This is a genomic window from Nocardioides sp. CER19 (assembly GCF_029846275.1).
Taxonomy (GTDB): Bacteria; Actinomycetota; Actinomycetes; order Propionibacteriales; family Nocardioidaceae; genus Nocardioides.
The window spans coordinates 1,295,865-1,317,038 of sequence record NZ_JARVWS010000002.1 but is presented as its reverse complement, the minus strand read 5'-3'; the positions used below and the strand labels follow the sequence as shown (position 1 = coordinate 1,317,038).

Here is a 21,174-nt window from a genome sequence, read left to right as displayed (position 1 = left end):
GCGCCACGGTTGAACGACTCAGGCAGGTAGGTCGTTGACGGCTCTGAACGCTTCGTTGATGGCACTGTGGGTGTAGGCGAAAGCGCCGGAGTCGCTGTTCGCGATCGAGACGTTGCGATACGGCACTCGCCCCTTGACGTGGGGCTGTTGTGCTGCCGGACCGAAGATCGACGGGTCGAAGGTCGAGCAGAGCTCGTAGGCGTACCCGTAGTTCCACCGGTTGACGACGATCGACTCGATGTCGCGCTCCGGCTCGAAGTCCCCGCCGGACGCGTTGACCGTACGGTCGATCAGGTCGACGATCTCGTGCTCGAACGTCCGGAGGCTCGTGGTGAGCAGCTGCTGGCGCCCGCGTTCGTACGACGCCAGCTGGGTGAGCTCCCGCGGGTCGTTGGGGACCTTGTTGAGGCTGAGCAATGCCGGCCGGTCCGGGGTGGTCGGCGTGGGCCCGTACGCCGACCCGAACACCTGCCCCGCCTGGAGCGAGCAGCTGTCCCAGAACAAGGAGTCGCCTCGGGGGCTGATCGACGAGATCTTGGCGTCGGCGAAGGCCTGCCAGTTGCGCAGCGCGACGCGGCAGTAGACCAGCGGGACCTTGCGGGCGTACGTCAGGTTCTCCACCTGGTGCCGCGGCAGGCCGTCGACGAGCCTGGCCGTGACCCGGTTCCAGCACGCCATGACCACGTGGCGGGCACGCACCCGCTCGCCGACCCCGTCACGGCGCACGTAGGTGACGGTCGCCTTGCCGCCGCGCGTCCGCCCCGGCTCGACGCGCACGACGGTGGAGTTGAGGCGGATGCGGACGTGGTTGGTGCGGCGGTCGAGCTGGTCGTAGGCGACGACCGCCTTCACGATCGTCTCCTGGTCGGGGCGGGCGCCGTCGACGTCGCAGATCGCGTTGGGGATCAGCCGACTCACCAGGAGCCGGAGCACCGATGAGTTCCCGTCCGGCCACGCGATCGTCGGGTCGCTGTTCTCGTAGCTGTCCTGCTGGGCGGTCCGCCCGATGCCCGGGAAGATGTCGTTGGTGAGCCCGAGCCCGTCGAAACCCGGGTTGCCCAGCGCCCAGGTGTCGGCCGCCTGGACCGCCTGCACGCCGGCCCCGAAGAGCCCGTGCGAGCTGCGCTGCAGGTAGGAGATGGCCTCCTCGCCCGCGCCGACGTAGTGACGGAGGTACTCCTTGTAGGTGATCGAGGCCAGGATCGCCTTCTTCTCCTGGTCGGTCTTCGGGCCGTCCTTGCGGCTGATCCAGTCGGTCGTGGTGTCCGCCAGGATGTGGAGCAGGTCGGCTCGGGCGCGCGCCGAGTACGGGGTCGACGCCAGGAAGTCCTCCCACGAGACCGCCGCCGTCTTGGCCGGCACCAGGTGGTCGCGCTTCCACTCCTTCTTCGGGAACAGCAGCATCGAGCGCAGGCCGTACGACGACGGGATGCCGGGCCCCCTCGAGCTGGGGAACGCGTCGGGCGTGATGCCGAGATAGTCGAGCATGTCGAGGGCCGGTTGGCCGTACGACCCGGGAATGTCGAGCAGCCCGTTGGCCGGCTGGTTCCACGACCCGATGCTGTCGAGATTGACCGCCCCGCCGGTGCGCAGCATGCGCACGCGTCGTCCGGGCGTGGTGGCGTCGGGGATGTCGAACTCGTTGCGGTGACCGTGACCACCGAAGTCCGCCAACGGGTCGACGAGCAGGACTCGGGTGTCCTCGCCGAAGCGGTCCCGGTAGTACTTGGCCGCCGCGAGACCGCTGGCTCCCGCGCCGACGATGATCGCGTCGTACTCCTCGCCGGTGTCGCGGACGCGTCCGGGGTGGATCCCCGGTCCTCCGGCCGAGGAGTGCGGATCTCGGGGGTTCGGCATGCCGTCGATGCGGACGACGTGGCTGACGACGGGGTCGGTCTGGCCGGTGATCCCCGTCGCAGCAGGCGGGTACACCGTGCTCGGCCGGCCGGCCCCACCGCCCCGCGGAGGCTCGGCCGCCAGGGCAGCCTCCGCCCCGATGAGGTCGGGCGCCGCGGCCGCGACCGCGAGACCGGCTGCGGAGATCGCCACCCCATCAAGGAAGTCGCGCCGGGAGATCCTCTTGGCCGGAACCTCGTCGTTTGCGTTCTCGTCCGACACAACATCCTCCCAAGACAGCCGATGATCGGTGAGCAAGCGGAGCGGCGGAGGCCGATGGCGCCATCGTCGTCTGGGGCCCAGGCGCCGTCAACGGATCCGCTCGCGCTCGCCGGAAAGATCCGCGACATTGATGGTCGTCTGCGTGGGTCGCCACGCACGTCGCCGGCGTCGAGACGCCCGTGGCCAGCCTGCGGTTCGCGCGCTGATCGGTGAGCCTTCGGCGCCCCGCGGGTCCGCTGCTCCACAATCGCGGCGTACGAGTCCCTCTTGCCTGGAAGGGATCGACCATCCGGACGGCCGAGAGGGGCTGCACTTTCATGCGGGCGATACTCCTGAGCGGCGGGCTGGCTCTGGCCTGCGCGCTGCTGGGAACGCGGTTCGCCATCGGCTGGTTCGCCCGGCACGGCTTCGGCCAGCCGATCAGGGAGGACGGGCCGACGACGCACCACTTCAAGCGGGGTACGCCGACCATGGGCGGTGTCGTGATCCTGCTGAGTGCCGCTGCGGCGTACCTGGCCGCCACCGTCGCGACCGGTGGTCGGCCGAGTGCCAGTGCCCTGCTCGTCCTGCTGCTCTTCTTCGGGTGTGGCGCCGTGGGGTTCCTCGACGACTTCATCAAGGTCTACACGCAGAACAACGCAGGTCTGAGCAGCCGGGGCAAGATGGCCGGGCAGACGCTGGTCGCGCTGGTCTTCGGGGTCCTGGCCACGAGCTTCTTCGCCGACGACCGGGGCGTCACGCCGGCCTCGCGGCACGTCTCGACCACCGAGGACTGGGGGATCAAGCTGCCCCTGGTCGTGGTCCTGCTCCTGATCTGGTTCATGGTCGCGGCGACCTCCAACGCCGCCAACCTCACCGACGGCGCCGACGGGCTACTCACTGGCGCGTCGACGTTGATCTTCGCCGCCTACACCATCGTCAACGTCTGGCAGAACAACCAGCTGTGCGGCTCGTCCCGACCGAGCGTCGTCGAGTCACAGTGCTACCAGGTACGCGATCCTCTCGACCTCGCGGCGTTCTCTGCCGCGGTCGCTGCGGCCTGCATCGGGTTCCTCTGGTGGAACGCCAAGCCCGCGCGCATCATCATGGGCGACGTCGGCTCGCTCGCCATCGGGGGTGCGCTGGCCGGGGTGGCGATCATGTCGCGAACCGAGCTCCTCATGGCCGTCATCGCTGGTCTCTTCGTGCTGGAGACGATGTCGGTGCTTCTCCAGATGAGCTACTTCAAGCTCTCGAGGCGACTCACCGGCACCGGCCGTCGGATCTTCCGGATCACCCCGATCCACCACCACTTCGAGCACCTCGGATGGGACGAAGTCACCGTGGTCATCCGTTTCTGGATCATCGCCGGGATCTGCGTCGCGGCCGGGCTGGGGATCTTCTACACGTCCTGGTTGGCCTGACCCCTCACCGGGCGTGCCGGCTACGCCGATCCAGTGGCCTGGAGCCGTACGGCGATGGGCTCGAGCAGGGCGATCAGCTCATCGAGCTCGTGGGGCTCCAGCCCGTCGTACGGAGCTTCTGCGAGGGCGTCGGTCAGGGACTCGATGCGGCACTTCGTCGCACGCCCCGCGTCGGTGAAGCGTCCGGCGGCGTCCAGGAGCCCGCGCTCGCGCAGACCGTCCATCACGGCGGCCAGTCGCGACTTGGGGAGGTGGTGGATCCGGCCGAACGTCTCCGCCGGGTAGATGCCACTCGCGAGGGCGCTGAGCACGTGGGCCTCGGTCCCGCCGATCTGCTCCGAGACGAGAGCCGCGACGTGGCCGTCCCCGCGGTGCTCGCGCAGCATGTCGGCCGCGTGCCAGAGCCGGGCCACAGGTTCCTCCGGTATCGGGAGCGTGCGGAGGGCGGCGTACATGACCCGTCCCTCCGTGGGAGCGCTGGTCGCGGCCTCGGCGAGCAGCCCGGCGGCGCGCGTGAGCCCGGGGACCGCGACGAGGTCGCCGAGGATCCGCCGCAGCGCCGCGACGCAGCCACGCTCGCGTGCGGCGTGTGCCGCCTCGGGGGTCGTCGTGTCCCAGACCTGGGGGATGTGGCGCGCGACCTCGCCCTCGGCGAAGTTGTAGAAGGCCGCGTGGACCACCTCGGCGGGGACCCGGCCGAGGGGCGCCGAGCGTCCCGCGAAGTAGCCGTCCCAGTAGTTGTCGAACCCGAGCGCCCTCATGGCGTCGTGGGGCTCCGGAGAGAAGAAGTTGACGAGCGAGATCGGTTCGGTCAGCTCGAAGAGACGGCGGGCGACAGGCTCCCGACACTTCATCTGTGTGCCCCCTCGGATCGCGACGCCGCCCCTCGCGGACGGCCGTCACCAGGACTACGAACACGTCGACCGCGATACGACAGTCGGTTCCCCGATCCGGATGTCATGGCCCTCCCCGTCCGTGTGGCACGGCCATGTGGTCTTGTTGGACTCGTGACCGCCGTCTTCGAGATCCCCGGGCCCGAGGGCCGCTCCATCGAGGTCCTGACCGGCGGTGACCCGGACGGCTTCCCGCTCCTCTTCCACGTCGGCTCCCCCTCCGCCGTCGCCAGCTACGCGGCCGTGGACGACGCCGTCGCGGCGGCCGGACTGCGCTACATCACCTACTCCCGGCCGGGCTACGGCCGGTCCACGCCCCGTCCGGGACCGGGACGGTACGGCGACGACGTGGCCGAGAGCGTCGCGGTGCTCGACCACCTGGGCATCGGCGAGTTCCTCACCGCTGGTTGGTCGGGCGGCGGGCCGCGGGCGCTCGCCTGTGCCGCGCTGCTGCCGGCCCGGTGCCGGGCCGCGGCGACGCTGGCCGGGGTGGCGCCGTACACCGCCGACGGGCTGGACTGGTTCGACGGCATGGCGGAGGAGAACCTGGCTGAGTACGGCGCCGCCGAGCAGGGACCGCAGGTCTACGAGCGGCTCGTCGTGGAACAGATCCTGCCCATGCTGGCCGCCACGCCGGACCAGATCGCCGACGCCATGGGCGGTCTCGTGACGCCGGTCGACAAGGCGATGGTCACCGCCGACTTCGCGGACTGGATGAGCCGGACGTTCAACCACGCCGGCGCCCAGGGGGCGGTCGGCGTCCGGGACGACGGCCTGGCCGCCGTCGCCCCGTGGGGGTTCGACCTGGCCGACATCCGCGTGCCCGTCTCGGTCTGGCAGGGGCGGCAGGACGCGATGGTGCCCTACGCCCACGGCGCGTGGCTCGCCGCGCACGTCCCCGGCGCCCGTGCCCACCTGTTCGAGGAGGAGGGTCACCTCTCGCTCTTCGCCCGGCTCGACGAGATCCTCACCGACCTCAAGAGGATCGGCCGGGTCTGAGCGTCACCGGCTCCGGTCAGTCGGGCAGGTCGGGCAGGTCGGGCAGGGGCGGGTCGGGCAGGTCGGGCAGGGGCGGGTCGAACGCGAGCCGGATGTTGCAGCCGGCGACAGCGGTCTCGGCGAGGCCGTCGGGAGTGGGCGCGCCGACGCCCGCCAGGTCGTCCGGCCGCAGGTCGGGAAGCACATGGATCAACGCGACCGGTGCCGCGTACTTGATCAGGCGTCGCCGGAGGAGCCGCTCGGGCAGCTCGAGGCCGTCGTGGACCGGGTGGTCGGCGATCTCGACGTTCAGCATCGCGGCGCACGCGTCGGCGCGAAGGAGCGGCGGCCAGGAGGCCATGGGTCTCAGCACAGGTAACCGGGCCGAGTGAGGCGGTCGATGCGATCTGAGGCGGTGACGACCGGAACTAGGGCAACAGCGCGATGTATCTCGCTACCTCAGAACGGCACCTTGGAGTTGTCGGGAGATTCCCGGCGGCACCACGAGGAGCAACGACATGAGCAACGCCAACACCCTGTACGCGAGCTTCGTCAAGGCGGAGGCGACCTACCGGGCCCAGCGGATCCGCGACGACATCGTCGGCCGGCACGAGACCGCGCGCTTCCGCTCGCGCCGTCGCCGCCGCCTCGCCTGACCCCCTCGCCTGACCCAGCGCCTGACCCAGCGCCTGACCCAGCGCCGCTCAGCCCTGCATCGACCCCACGGCGTCGAGCAGGGCAGCTCGGACCGTCCGCACCGCGGGCCGCGAGGCGAGCGACTCCGGCGAGGCGGTGAACACCGTCCGGACGGGCGCCTCGGCGAGGTCCACCAGCCGCACCGGCGGCGTACCTCCACGCCAGAGCAGGTCCGGCAGCAGCGCCACCGCGTTTCCCGACGAGACGAGCGCGACGTGCGCCTGCAGGTCGGCGGTCTCGAACTGCACGTCCGGCTCGAAGCCGGCCCGCCGGCACAGCTGCTCGGCGAAGTGTCGGGACGCCGCACCGTGCGGCTCCATCACCCAGGGCAGCCTCGCCGCGTTTCGCAGCGAGGCGACCGTGGCGGTGGTCGCGGTCGCGAGCCTGATGGCGTCCTGCGTGAGCGACTGCCGGTCGAGCTGGGGGTGCCAGGGGGCGGCGTGGCCCGGGTACTGCTCGGCGACGACCAGGTCGAAGTCGCGCGCGAAAGTCTCGTGCAGCGCCGTCTCCGGCTCACGTTGCGTCACCACGATCCGCACCCGCGGGGCCCGCTCGTGGACCAGCCGCAGCGTCGTCGGCAGGAGCGCGAGCGCCGCCGACTGGAAGATGCCCATCCGGACCGTCCCGGCCGCCTCGTCGGCCGCCGCCAGCAGGTCCGACTCGGCCAGCTCGAGCCGCTCGAGCACCGCCTCCGCGTGAGCGACCAGCAGCTCCGCCTCCGAGGTCAGCTGGACCCGCCGGCCGACCTTCCGCAACAGCTCGACGCCCACTTCCCGCTCGAGCTGGCTGAGCTGTTGGGACACCGACGAGGGGCTCTGGTGGATGGCCGCGGCGACCGCCGCGATGGTGCCGCGGACGTGCACCTCGCGGAGCAATCGCAGCCGCCGTACGTCGAGCACGAGAACCCCCCTCGATTCGTCGGCAGATCTTACGCGTACGAGTCAGAAAACAGCGCTTTTCGTGAACGATCGCGAGGACGGAAACTGGGAGGTATGCCCACCTCGACGTACGACGACCCGGCTGGCGTCGCCGACCTCATCGATCTCCTCCCCGACGTCGAGAAGACCGTCCGCCGCTGGCTCGACGTCTCCGCCGGGATCGCGCCCGACAAGGCCGCCAGCCGGCTGGCCGACGTACTCGACGACCCCGCCGGTCTGCCGTTCACCGTCGGGTTCATCGACGGCGTGATCCGGCCCGAGGACAAGCGCGTCGCCGCGCGCAACCTGGCCGCGCTCGCGGCCGACGTCCCGCGCTTCCTCCCCCTGCACCTGCGCCTCGCCGTGCGCGCCGGCGGCGCACTCGGCCGGGTGGCGCCCGGGATCGTCATCCCGGCGGCCCAGGCCGCGCTGCGACGCATGGTCGGGCACCTGCTCATCGACGCCGAGCCGCGCCGGCTCGGGCGGTCGATCGAGCGCCTGCGGGCCGGACGGAACCGGCTCAACCTCAACCTGCTCGGCGAGGCGGTGCTCGGACGGGCCGAGGCCACGCGGCGGCTTCAGGGCACCGTCGCGCTGCTCGACCGCCCGGACGTCGACTACGTCTCCATCAAGGTCTCGGCGACCGTCGCGCCCCACTCCCCCTGGGCGTTCGATGCGGCCGTCGAGGGCATCGTCGACTCCCTCCGCCCGCTCTACCAGCGCGCCGCCGCCAGCGGGACGTTCATCAACCTCGACATGGAGGAGTACCGCGACCTGGCGCTCACGGTCGCGGTCTTCACCCGTCTGCTCGACGAGCCCGAGTTCCTGGGTCTGGAGGCCGGCCTCGTGCTGCAGGCCTACCTGCCCGACGCCCTCGCGTCGATGATGAGCCTGCAGGAGTGGGCGGCCGACCGCCGGCGCCGCGGCGGAGCCGGGGTCAAGGTCCGGCTCGTGAAGGGCGCCAACCTGCCGATGGAGCAGGTCGAGGCGTCGCTGCGCGACTGGCCGCTCGCGACCTGGCACACCAAGCAGGACAGCGACACCAACTACAAGCGGGTGCTCGACTACGCCCTGCACCCCGACCGCGTCCACAACGTGCGGCTCGGTGTCGCCGGCCACAACCTCTTCGACATCGCCTTCGCCTGGCTGCTCGCCGGGCGCCGCGGCGTCCGCGACAGCGTGGACTTCGAGATGCTGCTGGGCATGGCGCAGAGCCAGGCCGAGGCGGTCAAGCGCGACGTCGGCGAGCTCCTGCTCTACACGCCCATCGTCAGGTCCAGCGAGTTCGACGTCGCGATCGCCTACCTGATCCGCCGGCTCGAGGAGGGGGCCAGCCGTGAGAACTTCATGTCCGCGGTGTTCCACCTCCACGACGACCGCGCGCTGTTCGAACGCGAGCGGAGCCGCTTCGAGGCCAGCCTGCGAGCGCTCGACCGCACGGTGCCGGAGCCTCACCGCACCCAGGACCGGACCGCGCCCGTCGAAGCCGCCGTCATGACGGCCTTCCACAACGTCCCCGACACCGACCCCGCGGTGCCGGCCAACCTCGCGTGGAGCGCGCAGATCCTGGCCCGCGTGTCGGGCACCACGGTCGGCGCCGACCGGGTGGAGCGCAGCCGCGTCACCACCGCCGACGCCCTGGAGCGCGTCGTCGCGACGACCGCTGGGTCGGGCGCGCGCTGGGCGGCGCTCGGCGGCAAGGGCCGCGCCGAGGTGCTGCGCCGTGCGGCGGTCTCCCTCGAGACCCGCCGCGCCGAGCTCATCGAGGTCATGGCCGCCGAGTGCGGCAAGACCATCGACCAGGCCGATCCCGAGGTCTCCGAGGCGATCGACTTCGCCAACTACTACGCGCACCTCGCCGAGCAGCTCGACGAGGTCGACGGCGCCGTGCCCGAGCCGGTCGACCTCACCGTCGTCACACCGCCGTGGAACTTCCCCGTCGCCATCCCCGCGGGCTCGACCCTCGCCGCGCTGGCCGCCGGATCCGCCGTGATCCTCAAGCCCGCTCCCCAGGCCGAGCGCTGCGGCGCGGTGCTGGCCGAGGCGCTCTGGGAGGCCGGCGTACCGGTCGACGTCCTCGCGTTCGCGACGATCGACGAGGGCGACCTGGGCCGCAGCCTGCTCGCCGACCCGCGCGTGGGCCGCGTCATCCTGACCGGCGCCTTCGAGACCGCCGAGCTCTTCCGGACCTTCCGGCAGGACCTGCCGCTCCTCGCCGAGACGAGCGGCAAGAACGCCATCGTGGTCACGCCCAGCGCCGACCTCGACCTGGCCGCCCGCGACGTCGCGCAGTCGGCCTTCGGCCACGCCGGGCAGAAGTGCTCGGCAGCGTCGCTGGTCATCCTCGTGGGCTCGGTGGCGACGTCGAGGCGCTTCCGCCACCAGCTGCTCGACGCCGTGCGCTCCCTGCACGTCGGCTACCCGCACGACCCCTCGGCCCAGGTCGGCCCGCTCATCGAGCCGGCGTCCGGCAAGCTGCTCGACGCGCTGACCCGGCTCGACCCGGGCGAGCGCTGGCTGGTCGAGCCGCGTCGGCTCGACGACACCGGCCGGCTGTGGTCGCCCGGCGTCAAGGAGGGCGTCCGTCCCGGCAGCCGCTCGCACCTCACCGAGTTCTTCGGGCCGGTGCTGAGCGTGATGACGGCGGCCACCCTCGACGAGGCGGTCGCACTCCAGAACCAGGTCGCGTTCGGCCTCACCGCCGGTCTTCACTCCCTCGATCCCGCCGAGGTGCGCACGTGGCTGGACGGGGTCGAGGCCGGCAACGTCTACGTCAACCGCGGCATCACCGGCGCGATCGTGCGGCGTCAGCCGTTCGGCGGCTGGAAGCGGTCGGCGGTCGGCACCGGCACCAAGGCCGGTGGGCCCAACTACCTCTTCGGCCTCACGGACTGGAGCAGCACCTTCGCCACCTCGACGGCGGCACCGCTCGCGACCTCCGGGCGGCTGCTCGAAGCCGCGCGGCGGGCCGGGCTCGAGGGCTGCGACCGGCTCGAGCGCTCGTTCCGCAGCGACGCCGCCGTCTGGGCGCAGGAGTACGCCGCCACGCGCGACGTCTCCCAGGTCTCGGCCGAGCGCAACGCGCTGCGCTACCTGCCCGTGCCGGTGACCGTTCGGTTCGAGTCTGGCCTGGTCAGCACCCTGCTGCGCGTCGTCGGGGCCGGACTCACCGCCGGCTCCCGGCCGATCGTCTCGACGGCTCGGCCTCTCGACCGAGCGGTCGCCGACGCGCTCGCTGCAGCGGGCGCGCCGGTCACGGTGGAGGACGCGGCCGCATGGCGCCAGCGGCTCGCGGGTCTGCACGACGCGCGGGTCCGTCTCGTCGGCGGGGACGCCGCCGCGACGTACGCCGCCACGGGTGGCCGCCCCGACGTCGCGATCCACGCCCACCCGGTCACCGAGTCCGGCCGGCTCGAGATGCTGCCGTTCCTGCGCGAGCAGGCGGTCAGCATCACCGCCCACCGGTTCGGAAACCCGACCGCGCTCCCCGACGAGGTGCTGCCGCTCGACGCCTGAGGGCCCTGGTGACGCTCAGGTCTCGGGTGCACCATGGGGGCATGCCGTCGCCGCAGCCCCGGAGCGCGCGCGTCGTCCTCGGTGACACGCGCGGCGACGGCCGCGCGCTCAGGGCCACCTGGCACGCCGAGGCCGGCGTCCTGGTGCTGAGCGTGTGGAAGGGCAACGTCTGCACGGCGACCGTCCGGCTCGCGCCCGACCAGGTGCACGGCCTGCTCGAGGCGCTGGCGGACGGGCTCCCCGGCGAGCCGGGTTCCGGCGTCGCCAGCGCCTGAGGCGTCGGGCCCCGGTCAGAAACCGGGTCGGACGAGCGTCAGAACAGCGCCGAGGCGAGGGCCTGCCGACCCTTCAGCACCCGCGGGTCGTCGTTGCCGACGGCCGCGAAGAGCCCGATGAGGTGCTCGCGGGCGGCGTTGCGATCGTCGCCCGCCGCGCGCCGGACGAGCTCGACCAGCCGGGCGAAGGCGTCCTCGACGTGCCCGCCGAGGAGGTCGAGGTCGGCGACCATGATCTGGGCGGCGACGTCGTCAGGGCTCGCCGCCGCGGCCGCGCGTGCCGCATTGAGGTCGACCCCCTGGGTGCGCTGCAGGACCTTGGCCATGGCCAGACCGGCCGCGGCCTCGGCGTCGGCCGGGTTGGCGTCGACGAGCTTCTGGTACTCGGCGACCGCGGCGTCGATGTCGCCCGCCTCGAGCGCCTCCTGGGCCGGCGCGTAGCGGGGGTCGAGCGCCGGAGCGCCGTCCTCCTCCTCGGGCAGGCCGGCAGGGCGACGCGGCTGGTGCCGCCCGGAGATCCCCTGGACGGTCAGCTGCTGGCCGAGCTGCTGGAAGAAGGCGCGCAGCTCGTCGATCGGCGGCGCGCCCGGGATCGGCTGCGTCGCGGGCCGCCCGTCGAGGATGACGTACATGAGCGGCACCTGCGCGATCTGCATCGCCTGCGCGATCTGCGGGTGGGCGTCGATGTCGACCAGGCCCGCGAGGAACCGGCCGTCGTAGTCCTCGACGATCGTGCTGACGTCCTGCGCCAGCGTGGCGCTCTCCGGCGACCGGGTGGGCGAGTAGAAGACGAGCACGACCGGCGCGGTCATCGAGGACTCGAGGATCGTCTGGAAGGACTGCTCGTCGACGTCCACGGTGTAGGAGCCCGTGGCGGCCGAGGAGGAGGGCGCACCGGAGGGCGCGGCCGGGTCGGCGGACCGGGAGAGGCCGGACAGGTCGATCGCACCGGGACGGGAGAACGGCTGCTGCGTCATGGCGCCAATCCTAGGGTGACAGGCGCGGCCGTATTCCGCCGCGTCACCAGGTCCGCGGGCCCCGCAGACCCGCGTGCTGCACGACCCGCTGGATCGCGAGGTCGCGCTGGTCCGGGCGGCCGACGTACTTGACGTCGCGCAGACCCTGCCCCTGCGACGCCGACTCGAAGATGAAGTGCCCGAATCCGAGCAGCCGGCCGTGCAGCGGCTTGCTGACGGTGATGTCGAGGATGCGCGAGAGCGGCATGGTCGCCAGCTGCGTCGTGAGGACCCCGTGCACGCGGAAGACCCGCATGTTGGTGATCACGAAGACGTCGCGCCGCGCCCGCGCCGTGAGCCAGACCGCGTGCAGGGCCACGAGGCCGGCCAGGCTGAACGGCAGCCACCCGACCGCGACGGGCGCGTACGACGTCGCCACGAGCAGCACCACGGCGAGCACCGCCTCCACCATCGGCCGGAGGTAGGCCACCCAGTGCTTGCGGACCTCGTCGACGATGACCTCGCCCTCCTCGCGGAGCAGGTGCTTCGTGACGTCGGGGTCGCCCAGGATCACCGGTGCCCGCTAGAAGGCGCCGATGAAGTCGATGACCGCCTGGAACATCGACTGGGCGGCTGTCCATGCACCACTGCCCGCTGTCTCGGACGACGCCGCGAGGCCGTTGGGGTCGGTGAAGAGCCAGAAGCCCAGGAAGACCACGAGAACGGCGATGACCACCTTCTTCATGGGGCACGTTCCTACCAAAAATTGGGGATGCCGCCTCGGAGGCGCGCCCTAGGACCTAGGCCCTAGGACCCGAGAAGTCGGTCGGCGGCCGCGTAGGGGTCGCTCTCCCCCGCGGCGACGGCCGCGGCGAGCTCGTCGAGCTGCTCGGACGTGCCCACCTCGCCCCAGCGCGCGCGGAGCGCGTCGAGCGCGATGGCCTCGATCTCCTCGCGCGCCCTGCGTGTACGCCGACGGTGCAGCTCGCCCGTCGCGACGAGCCAGTCGTGGTGCTGGTCGAGGGCGGCGACGACGTCCGCCAGACCGGTCCCGGACTGCGCCACGGTCTTCACGATCGGCGGCCGCCACGCGCCCTCCCGGCGATCGGCCAGCGCCAGCATGCCGCGCAGGTCGCGCCGGACGGCGTCCGCGCCGTCCCGGTCGGCCTTGTTGACGACGTAGAGGTCGCCGATCTCGAGGATGCCCGCCTTGGCGGCCTGGATGCCGTCGCCCATGCCCGGTGCGAGCAGCACGACGGTCGTGTCGGCCAGGGCGGCGATCTCCACCTCGGACTGGCCGACCCCGACGGTCTCGATGAGGATGACGTCGAAGCCCGCGGCGTCGAGCACCCGCAGCGCCTGCGGGGTGGTCCAGGCCAGACCGCCGAGGTGTCCCCGCGAGGCCATCGACCGGATGAAGACCCCGCTGTCGGTGGCGTGGTCCGACATCCGCACCCGGTCCCCCAGCAGTGCCCCGCCGGAGAACGGCGACGACGGGTCGACCGCGAGCACGCCGACGCGCCGGCCTCCGGAGCGCAGCTCGGTGACGAGGGCGTTGGTGGTGGTCGACTTCCCGACGCCCGGAGAGCCGGTGATGCCGACGACCGTCGCGTGGCCGGCGTACGGCGCCAGTGCGGCCATCACCTCCCGCAGTGCCTCCCCGCCGGTGGCGGGCGCCTCCTCGACGAGGGTGATGAGACGGGCGACCGCCCGGGGGGAACCGTCCCGGGCGGCCGTCACCAGGTCGGAGACCCGGTCGGTGCGTCGCAAGAGCGCCTCAGCTGGTCGGGACGCGGACGATGAGGGCGTCGCCCTGGCCGCCGCCGCCGCAGAGCGCCGCCGCGCCCACGCCGCCACCGCGCCGCTTGAGCTCGAGGGCGAGGTGCAGCACCACCCGCGCGCCGGACATGCCGACGGGGTGGCCCAGCGCGATCGCGCCGCCGTTGACGTTGACCTTCTCCTCGTCGAGACCGAGCTCGCGGGCCGAGGAGATGCCGACGGCCGCGAAGGCCTCGTTGAACTCCACCAGGTCGAGGTCGGTGGGGCTGATCCCCTCCTTCTCGCAGGCCTGGGCGGTCGCGGCCGCGGGCTGCAGCTGCAGGGTCGAGTCGGGGCCGGCGACCTGGCCGTGGGCGCCGATCTCGGCGAGCCACTCCAGGCCGAGCTCCTCGGCCTTCGCCTTGCTCATGACGACCACGGCGGCGGCACCGTCGGAGATCTGCGACGACGAGCCCGCGGTGATCGTGCCCTCCTTGTTGAAGGCCGGACGCAGCTTGCCGAGCGACTCGACCGTCGTGTCGCCCCGGACGCCCTCGTCGGTGGAGATCACCACCGCGTCGCCCTTGCGCTGCGGGATCGAGATCGGGACGACCTCGTCCTCGAAGACGCCGTTCTTCCATGCGAGCGCGGCCTTCTGGTGCGACTGCGCCGCGAACTCGTCCTGCTCCTCGCGGGTGAGGTTCTGCGCCGCGGCGTTGCACTCCTCGGTGAGCAGGCCCATCGCCTGGGACGTGAACTGGTCGAAGAGGGCGTCGTAGGCCATCGAGTCGACGAGCTTCACGTCGCCGAACTTGATGCCCTCGCGCGACTTCGGCAGGAAGTGCGGCGCGTTGGTCATCGACTCCATGCCGCCGGCCACGACGACCTCGCACTCGCCGGCACGGATCAGCTGGTCGGCCAGGGCGATCGCGTTGAGGCCCGAGAGGCAGACCTTGTTGATCGTGATCGAGGGGACGCTCATCGGGATGCCGGCGTTGACCCCGGCGAGGCGGGCCGGGTTCTGCCCGGCGCCGGCCTGGATGACCTGGCCCATGATCACGTAGTCGACCTGGTCCCCGCTGATGCCTGCCTTCTCCAGCGCGCCCTTGATCGCGTGACCGCCCAGGTCAGCGGCGGACAGGTCCTTGAGGCCCCCGCTCAGGCGGCCGATCGGGGTGCGAGCCCCGGCGACGATGACATTTCCGGACATGCGAGCCTCCAGTTCAACGGCAGGGCGGCCCTGCCGGCAGGTACGACGTTCACGAACTCGGTCAACCCGGCCAACCTACCCACGGGTAGTTCCGATGGGGAGAGGGTGGCCGACCGGCGTCGTGTAGCACTCGTCACACATTCTGTCGCGGCGCCCGGGCGCCACACCACCATGGCCCCCATGACCTCTCTCGAGATCCCTGACCACCTGTTCACCGCGATCGACCACGTCGGCGTCGCCGTCGCCGATCTGGACGAGGCGATCGTCTTCTACGAGACCACCTTCGGCATGCGCCTGGCGCACCGGGAGGTCAACGAGGAGCAGGGCGTCGCCGAGGCGATGATGGCCGTCGGCGACTCCGACTCCTGCATCCAGCTCCTCGCCCCGCGCTCCCCCGACTCCACGATCGCGAAGTTCCTCGACCGCAACGGCCCCGGCATGCAGCAGCTGGCCTACCGCGTGACGGACGTGGAGAAGGTGAGCGCGATCCTGCGGGAGCGCGGCGTGCGCCTCCTCTACGACGCCCCGCGCCACGGCACCGCCGACAGCCGCGTCAACTTCGTCCACCCCAAGGACGCCGGCGGCGTGCTCGTCGAGCTCGTGGAGCCCGCCGCCGGCCACTGAGGCCGTCAGATCCCGGAGTGCCCGGCCGCCTCCCGAGCACCAGGTCATCGCGCTGTCGCCGATGAGCCAGCGGGTGACCGCAACGGCGGCGATCGCCGCCGCGAAGCCGCTGATCGTGCCGCGGGGATACCCGTTCGACGTGCTCCCATTCCCCCGGACGTGGAATCGACGCAGGATTGGTGACCGGTCGGCAGGCGATCGCGTGCCCTCCGTCACACCCGCTGTCCGCGGCGGTTACCGATCAGTAATCTCCGTCGGAAGCAACCGCCCGACCCCTCGATGACGCAGGAGCCGATGTGCAGCACATCCTGGACGCCATCCTCGCCGGTGACACCCCGGCCGAGGAGTTCGCCAACCTCGAGATCCCCGACCACTACCGGGCCGCGACCGTCCACAAGGACGAGGTCGACATGTTCGAGGGCATCCCCAGCAAGGAGAAGGATCCCCGCAAGTCGATCCACGTCGAGGACGTCCCGCTGCCCGAGCTGGGCCCGGGCGAGGCGTTCGTCGCGGTGATGGCCTCGGCCATCAACTACAACACCGTGTGGACGTCGATCTTCGAGCCGGTCTCCACGTTCGGCTTCCTCGAGCGCTATGGCCGGCTCTCCGACCTCACCAAGCGGCACGACCTGCCCTACCACGTCGTGGGCTCCGACCTGTCCGGCGTTGTTCTGAAGACCGGCCCGGGCGTCACGAAGTGGAAGCCGGGCGACCGCGTCGTCGCGCACTGCCTCTCGGTCGAGCTCGAGTCGCCCGACGGCCACAACGACACGATGCTCGACAACGAGCAGCGCATCTGGGGCTTCGAGACCAACTTCGGCGGTCTCGCGGAGGTCGCGATGGTCAAGGCCAACCAGCTGATGCCCAAGCCGGAGCACCTCACCTGGGAGGAGGCCGCCTCCCCGGGCCTGGTCAACTGCACGGCGTACCGCCAGCTCGTCTCCAAGAACGGCGGCGCCATGAAGCAGGGCGACAACGTCCTGGTCTGGGGCGCCTCCGGCGGCCTGGGCGGCTTCGCGACGCAGTACGCGCTCAACGGCGGCGCGACGCCCGTCTGCGTGGTCTCCAACGAGGAGAAGGCCAAGATCGTGCGCTCGATGGGCGCGGAGCTGGTGATCAACCGCGCCGAGGAGGACTACCAGTTCTGGAACGAGGAGGGCACCGCCCAGAACCCGAAGGAGTGGCAGCGGTTCGGGAAGAGGATCCGCGAGCTCACCGGCGGCGAGGACATCGACATCGTCTTCGAGCACCCGGGCCGGGAGACCTTCGGCGCGTCGGTCTACGTCACCCGCAAGGGCGGCACCATCACGACCTGCGCCTCGACGACGGGCTTCATGCACGAGTACGACAACCGCTACCTGTGGATGAACCTCAAGCGCATCATCTCCAGCCACTTCGCCAACTACCGCGAGTCGTGGGAGGCCAACCGCCTCATCGCGAAGGGGAAGATCCACCCGACCCTGTCGCGGACCTACGCCCTCGATGAGGTCGGCCAGGCCGCGCTCGACGTGCACCACAACAAGCACCAGGGCAAGGTCGGCGTGCTCGCCCTCGCCCCGGAGGAGGGGCTCGGTGTGATCGACCAGGAGATGCGGTCCCAGCACCTGGACGCCATCAACCGGTTCCGCGGAGTCTGATCTCCCCCGTCGGAGCGGCGGGACGACGAGATCCGAGAAGGGTCGCAGGACGCCTGCGGCCCTTCTCGTTTTTGTGGGAGCCTTCCATCCGGGAAGATGGGGCTACCGCGCACGACACCACCCCCACCATCCATCACCCCCTGGGAAGAGGAAGCCGCCATCATGAGCGAAGAGGGCCTGTCGATCTTCGACGACGAGCCGGAGCAGACCGGGAAGCGAGAGGCCCAGGCCGACCAGGCCGCCGATGCGACCCGCGTCATGCCACGGGTACCGGCCGCGCCCGCGCCCTCCGCCGCGCCTCGACCCGCCCAGCCGGGCTCCCCGGCTCAGGCCGCCCAACCGGGGCAGCCCGCCCGGCCCGCGCCGGCCGTCGCCCCGCTCCCCGTCGTCCGCCGCGGCGGCTACGACACCAACGCGGTGGACGCGCGCCTGAAGCAGCACGCCCAGGAGAACGCCGGGCTGACGAGCAGCCTCTCCGCCGCCCAGCAGCGGATCGCCGAGCTCGAGGGCCGCCTCAAGTCGGCCAACGACCAGCTCGCGGAGAGCCAGAGCCCGTCCTACGCCGGCCTCGGCGGCCGGGCCAGCGCGATGCTGCGCCTCGCGGAGGAGGAGGCGGGCGAGATCCGGGCCAACGCGCAGAAGGACGCCCTCGACATCCGCGAGCAGGCCCAGCGCGACGCCAAGACGATCAAGCTGCAGGCGACGCAGGAGATGGACGAGCTGCGGGCCGAGCAGATCAAGGAGCTCGAGGAGCACCGCTCCCGCCTGGTGACCGACGCCGAGCTGCAGCGCAACCACGCGCGCGCCGAGGCGGACGACCTGCTGGCCGGCGCCAAGCGCGAGGCCGAGCAGCTCCGGCTCGCGGCCGAGCAGGAGACCACCGAGATGCGCACCCAGGCGCAGCGCGAGGTCGAGCAGGCCCGGGCCGGCGCCGACCGCGAGGTCCAGGAGGCCCGGCGGATGCTCGCCGTGGAGAAGGAGCGGCTCGCGCGCGAGGCGACCGACTTCCACGCCAGCAAGCTCGCCGAGACCCGCCGCCTGGTCGAGGAGGCCGAGGCTCGCGCCAGCGCCGCGGAGGAGCGGGCCCGCGCGGCCAACGCCTCGGTCGGCGAGGTCCGCGAGCAGGCCCAGCGCGACTCCGAGTCGCTGCTCACCCGCGCCCGCCGCGAGGCCGAGCAGATCGTGGCGTCCGCCCGGACGCAGGCCGAGCAGCTCACCTCCACGGGCACCGAGGAGGCCGAGCGCAACCTGGCCAGGATCACCGCCGAGGTCGAGCGGATGAGCAAGCGGCGCGACGCCATCACTGCCCAGCTGTCCTCGCTCAACGACCTGGTCGCGCGGTTCACGCGTGACGAGGACGAGCCCGCGGACGACTCCACCGGCGCCTCCACCGGCGCCTCCACCGACGACACCGAGGCCGGGACCAAGCCGGCGCCCAAGGGCCAGGCCAAGGGCGGGCCCAAGGGCAAGGGCGCCGAGTGACCGACGCCGACGGGGGCGCGCCCGGCGCGGGCACGCTGGAGACCGACGAGGCCGGGCAGGACGAGCACGAGACGCTCGGCCCGGAGCAGGAGAGCGACGACGAGCTCGGCACTCCCGGTCCCCGGCTCTCGCGGCGGTCGCCCTACCTCGTCGGCTTCCTCGGCGGCCTCGGCCTCCTGACGGCGTACGCCGTCGGGCAGGCCGTCTGGTCGGTCCGGGGCGTCCTCGTGCAGATCCTGGTGGCGTTCTTCATCGCCGCCGGCCTGAACCCCTCGGTCCGGTTCTTCGAGCGGCGCGGCATGCGCCGCTCGTGGGCGGTGCTGACGGTCATCGTGCTCGTCGTGGCGGCGCTCGCGCTCTTCCTCGTCGCGTTCGTCCCGGTGATCACCGACCAGGTCAGGGCGATCACCAACAGTGCACCCGACTGGTTCAACTCCCTGCAGCGCAACCGGCGCATCCGGCAGCTCGACGACGACTACCACATCATCGACCGGGTCAAGGAGTACGTCACGGCCGGCGACTTCGTCAGCAGCATCTTCGGCGGCGCGCTCGGCGTCGGCCTCGCGGTGCTCGGCGCGCTCGCCAACACGTTCGTGATCACGGTGATGACGCTCTACTTCCTCGCCGGTCTCGACAAGGCCAAGGGCGCCCTCTACCGGCTGGCCCCCGCCTCGCGCCGCGACCGGGTGACCAAGCTGGGCGACCGGGTGATCGAGGGCATCGGCGGCTACGTCTCGGGCGCGTTCATCGTCGCGCTCTGCGCCGGCATCTCGTCGCTGATCTTCCTCTTCGTCGTCGGGATGGGCGACTACGCCGTCGCGCTGGCGTTCGTCGTCGCGCTCCTCGACGTGATCCCGATGATCGGGGCGACGCTCGGGGCGGTCATCGTGAGCGCCATCGGCTTCGCCACCGAGCCGAAGATCGGCATCATCTGCGTGATCTTCTACGTGCTCTACCAGCAGGCCGAGAACTACCTCATCTACCCGCGCGTGATGAGCAGGGCGGTCGAGATCCCCGGCGTCGTGACCGTGATCGCGGCCCTCGTCGGCGCGAGCCTGCTCGGCGTCGTGGGCGCGCTGCTCGCGATCCCGACCGCGGCCGCGGTGCTGATGCTGACGCGCGAGGTGTTCGTGCGCCAGCAGGACGTCACCTGACGCCTGCCTCGACCGGCGGGGCAGGCGTCTCCGCCACCCGCTCCTCGCCCAGCTTCACCGCGACGACGCCGGCGAGGATGAGCAGGCCGCCGAGGATCTGCACGACCGTCGGGAGCTGGTCGACGAAGAACCAGGCGAACCCGACCCCGGCCACCACCTCGAACAGCGCGATGAAGGCGCCCAGCCGTGCGCCCAGCAGGCGGCCGGCGGCGACGCCCGTCAGGTAGGCGACGCCGGAGGTCACCACGCCGAGCAGGGCGACGGGGAGCCACCAGGGCGTCTGGTGCCCGGCGAGCACCACGTCGGACGTGCTCGCCCCCATCGGCAGCACGCCGATCAGCGCGAGCAGCGCCATGACCGCCGTGCCGAAGAGCAGCCCGCCGGCGGCCAGGGTGACCGGCGGAAGGCCGCGGGACTGGTCGGCGTTCACGACGAAGTACGTCGCCGCGCCGGTCATCGCGAGCAGCGCCCACCCGACCCCGGCCACGTCGAGGCTGGCACCACCGACCAGGTCGAGGACCAGCGTGAGGCCGGCCGCGGCCAGGACGGCACCGAGCACGGTGATCGGGCCGGGGCGCTGACCGTGCCGCACCCAGAGCCAGACCACCACGACAGCCGGAGCGGTGTACTCGATGAGCAGGGCCGGACCGACCTCCATCCGTTGCACCGCCATGAAGTAGCAGAACTGGGCGCCGGTGACGGCGAGGACCCCGTAGGCGGCCAGCAGGCCGAGGTTCGCGCGCAGCAGGCCCCACCGGAGCCGGCCACCCGGACCGCGGAGGGCGACCAGCCCGAACGGCAGCGCGACGCAGGCGCCGACCGCGGAGCGGACGAGGGCCGTCGTCCCCGGGGTCCAGCCGGTGTCGAAGAGCGCGCTGGCGAAGGAGCCGGACAGCCCGAACGTGAGTGCCGAGGCCACCGCCAGCAGGACCCCGGCGGCCGTGCGCGGTGCGGCCGACTCATCATGGGTCAAAGTGCTCATGACTCATGACACTAAGACGACGCGTGTAACCTGTCAACGTGGTTTTCGCTCATGACACCGAGATGTCGCTCCAGGCGGCCGTCGCCCTGGTGAACACGCACGAGCCGCCGGAGACGCTGGAGACCGTGGCGGACCTGACCGCGTTCTTCGAGGCGTTCGGCTACACCGGTCGCCACGACCGCACACTGGCCGAGCTCGAGGACGTCCGCACGCTCCGGCCGCGGCTGCGCGAGCTGCTCACCGCCGACCGCGACGCGGCCGTCGAGATCGTCAACGACCTGCTCGCCGAGCACCACGCGCTCCCCCGCCTGGTGCGGCACGCCCCCCTGGACTGGCACATCCACGCCGTGCCCGACGACGCCCCGCTCGCGACCCGGGTCGCCGTGGAGACGGCCATGGCGATGATCGACGTCATCCGCGACGACGAGCTCTCCCGACTGGGGATCTGCGCCGACGACGACTGCGACGGGATCGTCCTGGACCTGTCCCGCAACCGGTCGAGGCGGTTCTGCTCGGTCACCTGCGGCAACCGCAACGCCGTCGCCGCCTACCGCGCGCGGCAGGCCGCCGACTGA

The 21,174-nt window shown here is 71.8% G+C and carries 20 protein-coding genes; 10 read left to right on the top strand and 10 right to left on the bottom strand.

What is annotated here, in order from left to right; all coding sequences use genetic code 11:
• Nucleotides 1–18: 18 nt before the first annotated feature.
• Nucleotides 19–2,049 (bottom strand): NAD(P)-binding protein, encoded by a 2,031-nt coding sequence (locus tag QDS12_RS14795; RefSeq protein WP_279880097.1) that lies wholly within the window; start codon nucleotides 2,047–2,049, stop codon nucleotides 19–21.
• A gap of 386 nt (nucleotides 2,050–2,435) precedes the next feature.
• Between QDS12_RS14795 and mraY the strand changes: the two genes are divergently transcribed.
• Entirely contained in the window at nucleotides 2,436–3,521 is a 1,086-nt protein-coding gene (gene mraY, locus QDS12_RS14790; RefSeq protein ID WP_279880094.1) for a phospho-N-acetylmuramoyl-pentapeptide-transferase, read from the top strand.
• 20 nt (nucleotides 3,522–3,541) lie between these two features.
• Here mraY and QDS12_RS14785 read toward each other — a convergent pair whose 3' ends face one another.
• The gene (locus QDS12_RS14785) at nucleotides 3,542–4,375 is read right to left on the bottom strand and encodes a MarR family transcriptional regulator (RefSeq protein WP_279880092.1); all 834 of its coding nucleotides are present in this window, start codon (nucleotides 4,373–4,375) and stop codon (nucleotides 3,542–3,544) included.
• 153 nt (nucleotides 4,376–4,528) lie between these two features.
• Here QDS12_RS14785 and QDS12_RS14780 point away from each other — a divergent pair, with 153 nt between their 5' ends.
• Nucleotides 4,529–5,413 (top strand): alpha/beta fold hydrolase, encoded by an 885-nt coding sequence (locus QDS12_RS14780; RefSeq protein WP_279880090.1) that lies wholly within the window; start codon nucleotides 4,529–4,531, stop codon nucleotides 5,411–5,413.
• A gap of 16 nt (nucleotides 5,414–5,429) precedes the next feature.
• On the opposite strand, the gene QDS12_RS14775 is transcribed toward QDS12_RS14780, so the two are convergent.
• Nucleotides 5,430–5,753 (bottom strand): hypothetical protein, encoded by a 324-nt coding sequence (locus QDS12_RS14775; RefSeq protein WP_279880088.1) that lies wholly within the window; start codon nucleotides 5,751–5,753, stop codon nucleotides 5,430–5,432.
• Between the two features lie 157 nt (nucleotides 5,754–5,910).
• On the opposite strand from QDS12_RS14775, the gene QDS12_RS14770 reads away from it, so the two are divergent.
• Entirely contained in the window at nucleotides 5,911–6,048 is a 138-nt protein-coding gene (locus QDS12_RS14770) for a hypothetical protein (protein ID WP_279880084.1), read from the top strand.
• Nucleotides 6,049–6,096: 48 nt separating this feature from the next.
• On the opposite strand, the gene QDS12_RS14765 is transcribed toward QDS12_RS14770, so the two are convergent.
• Entirely contained in the window at nucleotides 6,097–6,987 is an 891-nt protein-coding gene (locus tag QDS12_RS14765; RefSeq protein ID WP_279880083.1) for a LysR family transcriptional regulator, read from the bottom strand.
• Nucleotides 6,988–7,080: 93 nt separating this feature from the next.
• Between QDS12_RS14765 and QDS12_RS14760 the strand changes: the two genes are divergently transcribed.
• On the top strand, nucleotides 7,081–10,521 hold the full coding sequence (locus QDS12_RS14760) for a bifunctional proline dehydrogenase/L-glutamate gamma-semialdehyde dehydrogenase (protein ID WP_279880082.1): 3,441 nt from the start codon (nucleotides 7,081–7,083) through the stop codon (nucleotides 10,519–10,521).
• 41 nt (nucleotides 10,522–10,562) lie between these two features.
• A complete protein-coding gene (locus QDS12_RS14755) occupies nucleotides 10,563–10,796 on the top strand; it encodes a hypothetical protein (protein ID WP_279880079.1) in 234 nt (77 codons plus the stop codon).
• A gap of 38 nt (nucleotides 10,797–10,834) precedes the next feature.
• Here QDS12_RS14755 and QDS12_RS14750 read toward each other — a convergent pair whose 3' ends face one another.
• The 5 genes from QDS12_RS14750 to QDS12_RS14730 form a co-directional block, all read right to left on the bottom strand.
• Complete coding sequence (locus QDS12_RS14750) at nucleotides 10,835–11,773, bottom strand: tetratricopeptide repeat protein (protein ID WP_279880076.1); 939 nt, start codon at nucleotides 11,771–11,773, stop codon at nucleotides 10,835–10,837.
• Nucleotides 11,774–11,816: 43 nt separating this feature from the next.
• Nucleotides 11,817–12,326: a PH domain-containing protein gene (locus QDS12_RS14745; protein WP_279880074.1), complete on the bottom strand. Its 510-nt coding sequence runs from the start codon at nucleotides 12,324–12,326 to the stop codon at nucleotides 11,817–11,819.
• Between the two features lie 9 nt (nucleotides 12,327–12,335).
• Nucleotides 12,336–12,497, bottom strand: coding sequence for a hypothetical protein (locus QDS12_RS14740; protein ID WP_279880072.1), 162 nt, complete (start codon nucleotides 12,495–12,497; stop codon nucleotides 12,336–12,338).
• Between the two features lie 62 nt (nucleotides 12,498–12,559).
• The gene (gene meaB / locus QDS12_RS14735; RefSeq protein ID WP_279880070.1) at nucleotides 12,560–13,522 is read right to left on the bottom strand and encodes a methylmalonyl Co-A mutase-associated GTPase MeaB; all 963 of its coding nucleotides are present in this window, start codon (nucleotides 13,520–13,522) and stop codon (nucleotides 12,560–12,562) included.
• Between the two features lie 7 nt (nucleotides 13,523–13,529).
• Nucleotides 13,530–14,720, bottom strand: a complete 1,191-nt coding sequence (locus tag QDS12_RS14730; protein ID WP_279880067.1) for an acetyl-CoA C-acetyltransferase — start codon at nucleotides 14,718–14,720, stop codon at nucleotides 13,530–13,532.
• Between the two features lie 180 nt (nucleotides 14,721–14,900).
• On the opposite strand from QDS12_RS14730, the gene mce reads away from it, so the two are divergent.
• The 4 genes from mce to QDS12_RS14710 all read left to right on the top strand — a co-directional run bounded on the left by mce (nucleotide 14,901) and on the right by QDS12_RS14710 (nucleotide 19,617).
• Nucleotides 14,901–15,344 carry a methylmalonyl-CoA epimerase gene (gene mce / locus QDS12_RS14725; protein WP_279880064.1) on the top strand — a complete coding sequence of 148 codons (444 nt, stop codon included), beginning with the start codon at nucleotides 14,901–14,903 and terminating at the stop codon, nucleotides 15,342–15,344.
• A 296-nt stretch (nucleotides 15,345–15,640) separates the two neighbouring features.
• Entirely contained in the window at nucleotides 15,641–16,981 is a 1,341-nt protein-coding gene (ccrA, locus tag QDS12_RS14720) for a crotonyl-CoA carboxylase/reductase (protein ID WP_279880062.1), read from the top strand.
• A 162-nt stretch (nucleotides 16,982–17,143) separates the two neighbouring features.
• On the top strand, nucleotides 17,144–18,463 hold the full coding sequence (locus QDS12_RS14715) for a hypothetical protein (RefSeq protein WP_279880060.1): 1,320 nt from the start codon (nucleotides 17,144–17,146) through the stop codon (nucleotides 18,461–18,463).
• Nucleotides 18,460–19,617, top strand: coding sequence for an AI-2E family transporter (locus QDS12_RS14710; RefSeq protein ID WP_279880058.1), 1,158 nt, complete (start codon nucleotides 18,460–18,462; stop codon nucleotides 19,615–19,617). The genes QDS12_RS14715 and QDS12_RS14710 overlap by 4 nt, the downstream gene beginning before the upstream one ends.
• Here the strand turns inward: QDS12_RS14710 and QDS12_RS14705 are convergent.
• Nucleotides 19,610–20,599 carry a DMT family transporter gene (locus tag QDS12_RS14705; RefSeq protein ID WP_279880056.1) on the bottom strand — a complete coding sequence of 330 codons (990 nt, stop codon included), beginning with the start codon at nucleotides 20,597–20,599 and terminating at the stop codon, nucleotides 19,610–19,612. The genes QDS12_RS14710 and QDS12_RS14705 overlap by 8 nt on opposite strands.
• A gap of 38 nt (nucleotides 20,600–20,637) precedes the next feature.
• Between QDS12_RS14705 and QDS12_RS14700 the strand changes: the two genes are divergently transcribed.
• Nucleotides 20,638–21,174 (top strand): CGNR zinc finger domain-containing protein, encoded by a 537-nt coding sequence (locus tag QDS12_RS14700; RefSeq protein ID WP_279880054.1) that lies wholly within the window; start codon nucleotides 20,638–20,640, stop codon nucleotides 21,172–21,174.

What these genes read in the sequence shown, in the direction of transcription:
- mraY (WP_279880094.1), top strand. Translation starts at nt 2,436, where the DNA reads ATGCGGGCGATACTCCTGAGCGGCGGGCTGGCTCTGGCCTGCGCGCTG.
- QDS12_RS14785 (WP_279880092.1), bottom strand. Translation starts at nt 4,375, where the DNA reads ATGAAGTGTCGGGAGCCTGTCGCCCGCCGTCTCTTCGAGCTGACCGAA.
- QDS12_RS14775 (WP_279880088.1), bottom strand. Translation starts at nt 5,753, where the DNA reads ATGGCCTCCTGGCCGCCGCTCCTTCGCGCCGACGCGTGCGCCGCGATG.
- QDS12_RS14770 (WP_279880084.1), top strand. Translation starts at nt 5,911, where the DNA reads ATGAGCAACGCCAACACCCTGTACGCGAGCTTCGTCAAGGCGGAGGCG.
- QDS12_RS14760 (WP_279880082.1), top strand. Translation starts at nt 7,081, where the DNA reads ATGCCCACCTCGACGTACGACGACCCGGCTGGCGTCGCCGACCTCATC.
- QDS12_RS14755 (WP_279880079.1), top strand. Translation starts at nt 10,563, where the DNA reads ATGCCGTCGCCGCAGCCCCGGAGCGCGCGCGTCGTCCTCGGTGACACG.
- QDS12_RS14750 (WP_279880076.1), bottom strand. Translation starts at nt 11,773, where the DNA reads ATGACGCAGCAGCCGTTCTCCCGTCCCGGTGCGATCGACCTGTCCGGC.
- QDS12_RS14740 (WP_279880072.1), bottom strand. Translation starts at nt 12,497, where the DNA reads ATGAAGAAGGTGGTCATCGCCGTTCTCGTGGTCTTCCTGGGCTTCTGG.
- QDS12_RS14730 (WP_279880067.1), bottom strand. Translation starts at nt 14,720, where the DNA reads ATGTCCGGAAATGTCATCGTCGCCGGGGCTCGCACCCCGATCGGCCGC.
- mce (WP_279880064.1), top strand. Translation starts at nt 14,901, where the DNA reads ATGACCTCTCTCGAGATCCCTGACCACCTGTTCACCGCGATCGACCAC.
- QDS12_RS14715 (WP_279880060.1), top strand. Translation starts at nt 17,144, where the DNA reads ATGAGCGAAGAGGGCCTGTCGATCTTCGACGACGAGCCGGAGCAGACC.
- QDS12_RS14705 (WP_279880056.1), bottom strand. Translation starts at nt 20,599, where the DNA reads ATGAGCACTTTGACCCATGATGAGTCGGCCGCACCGCGCACGGCCGCC.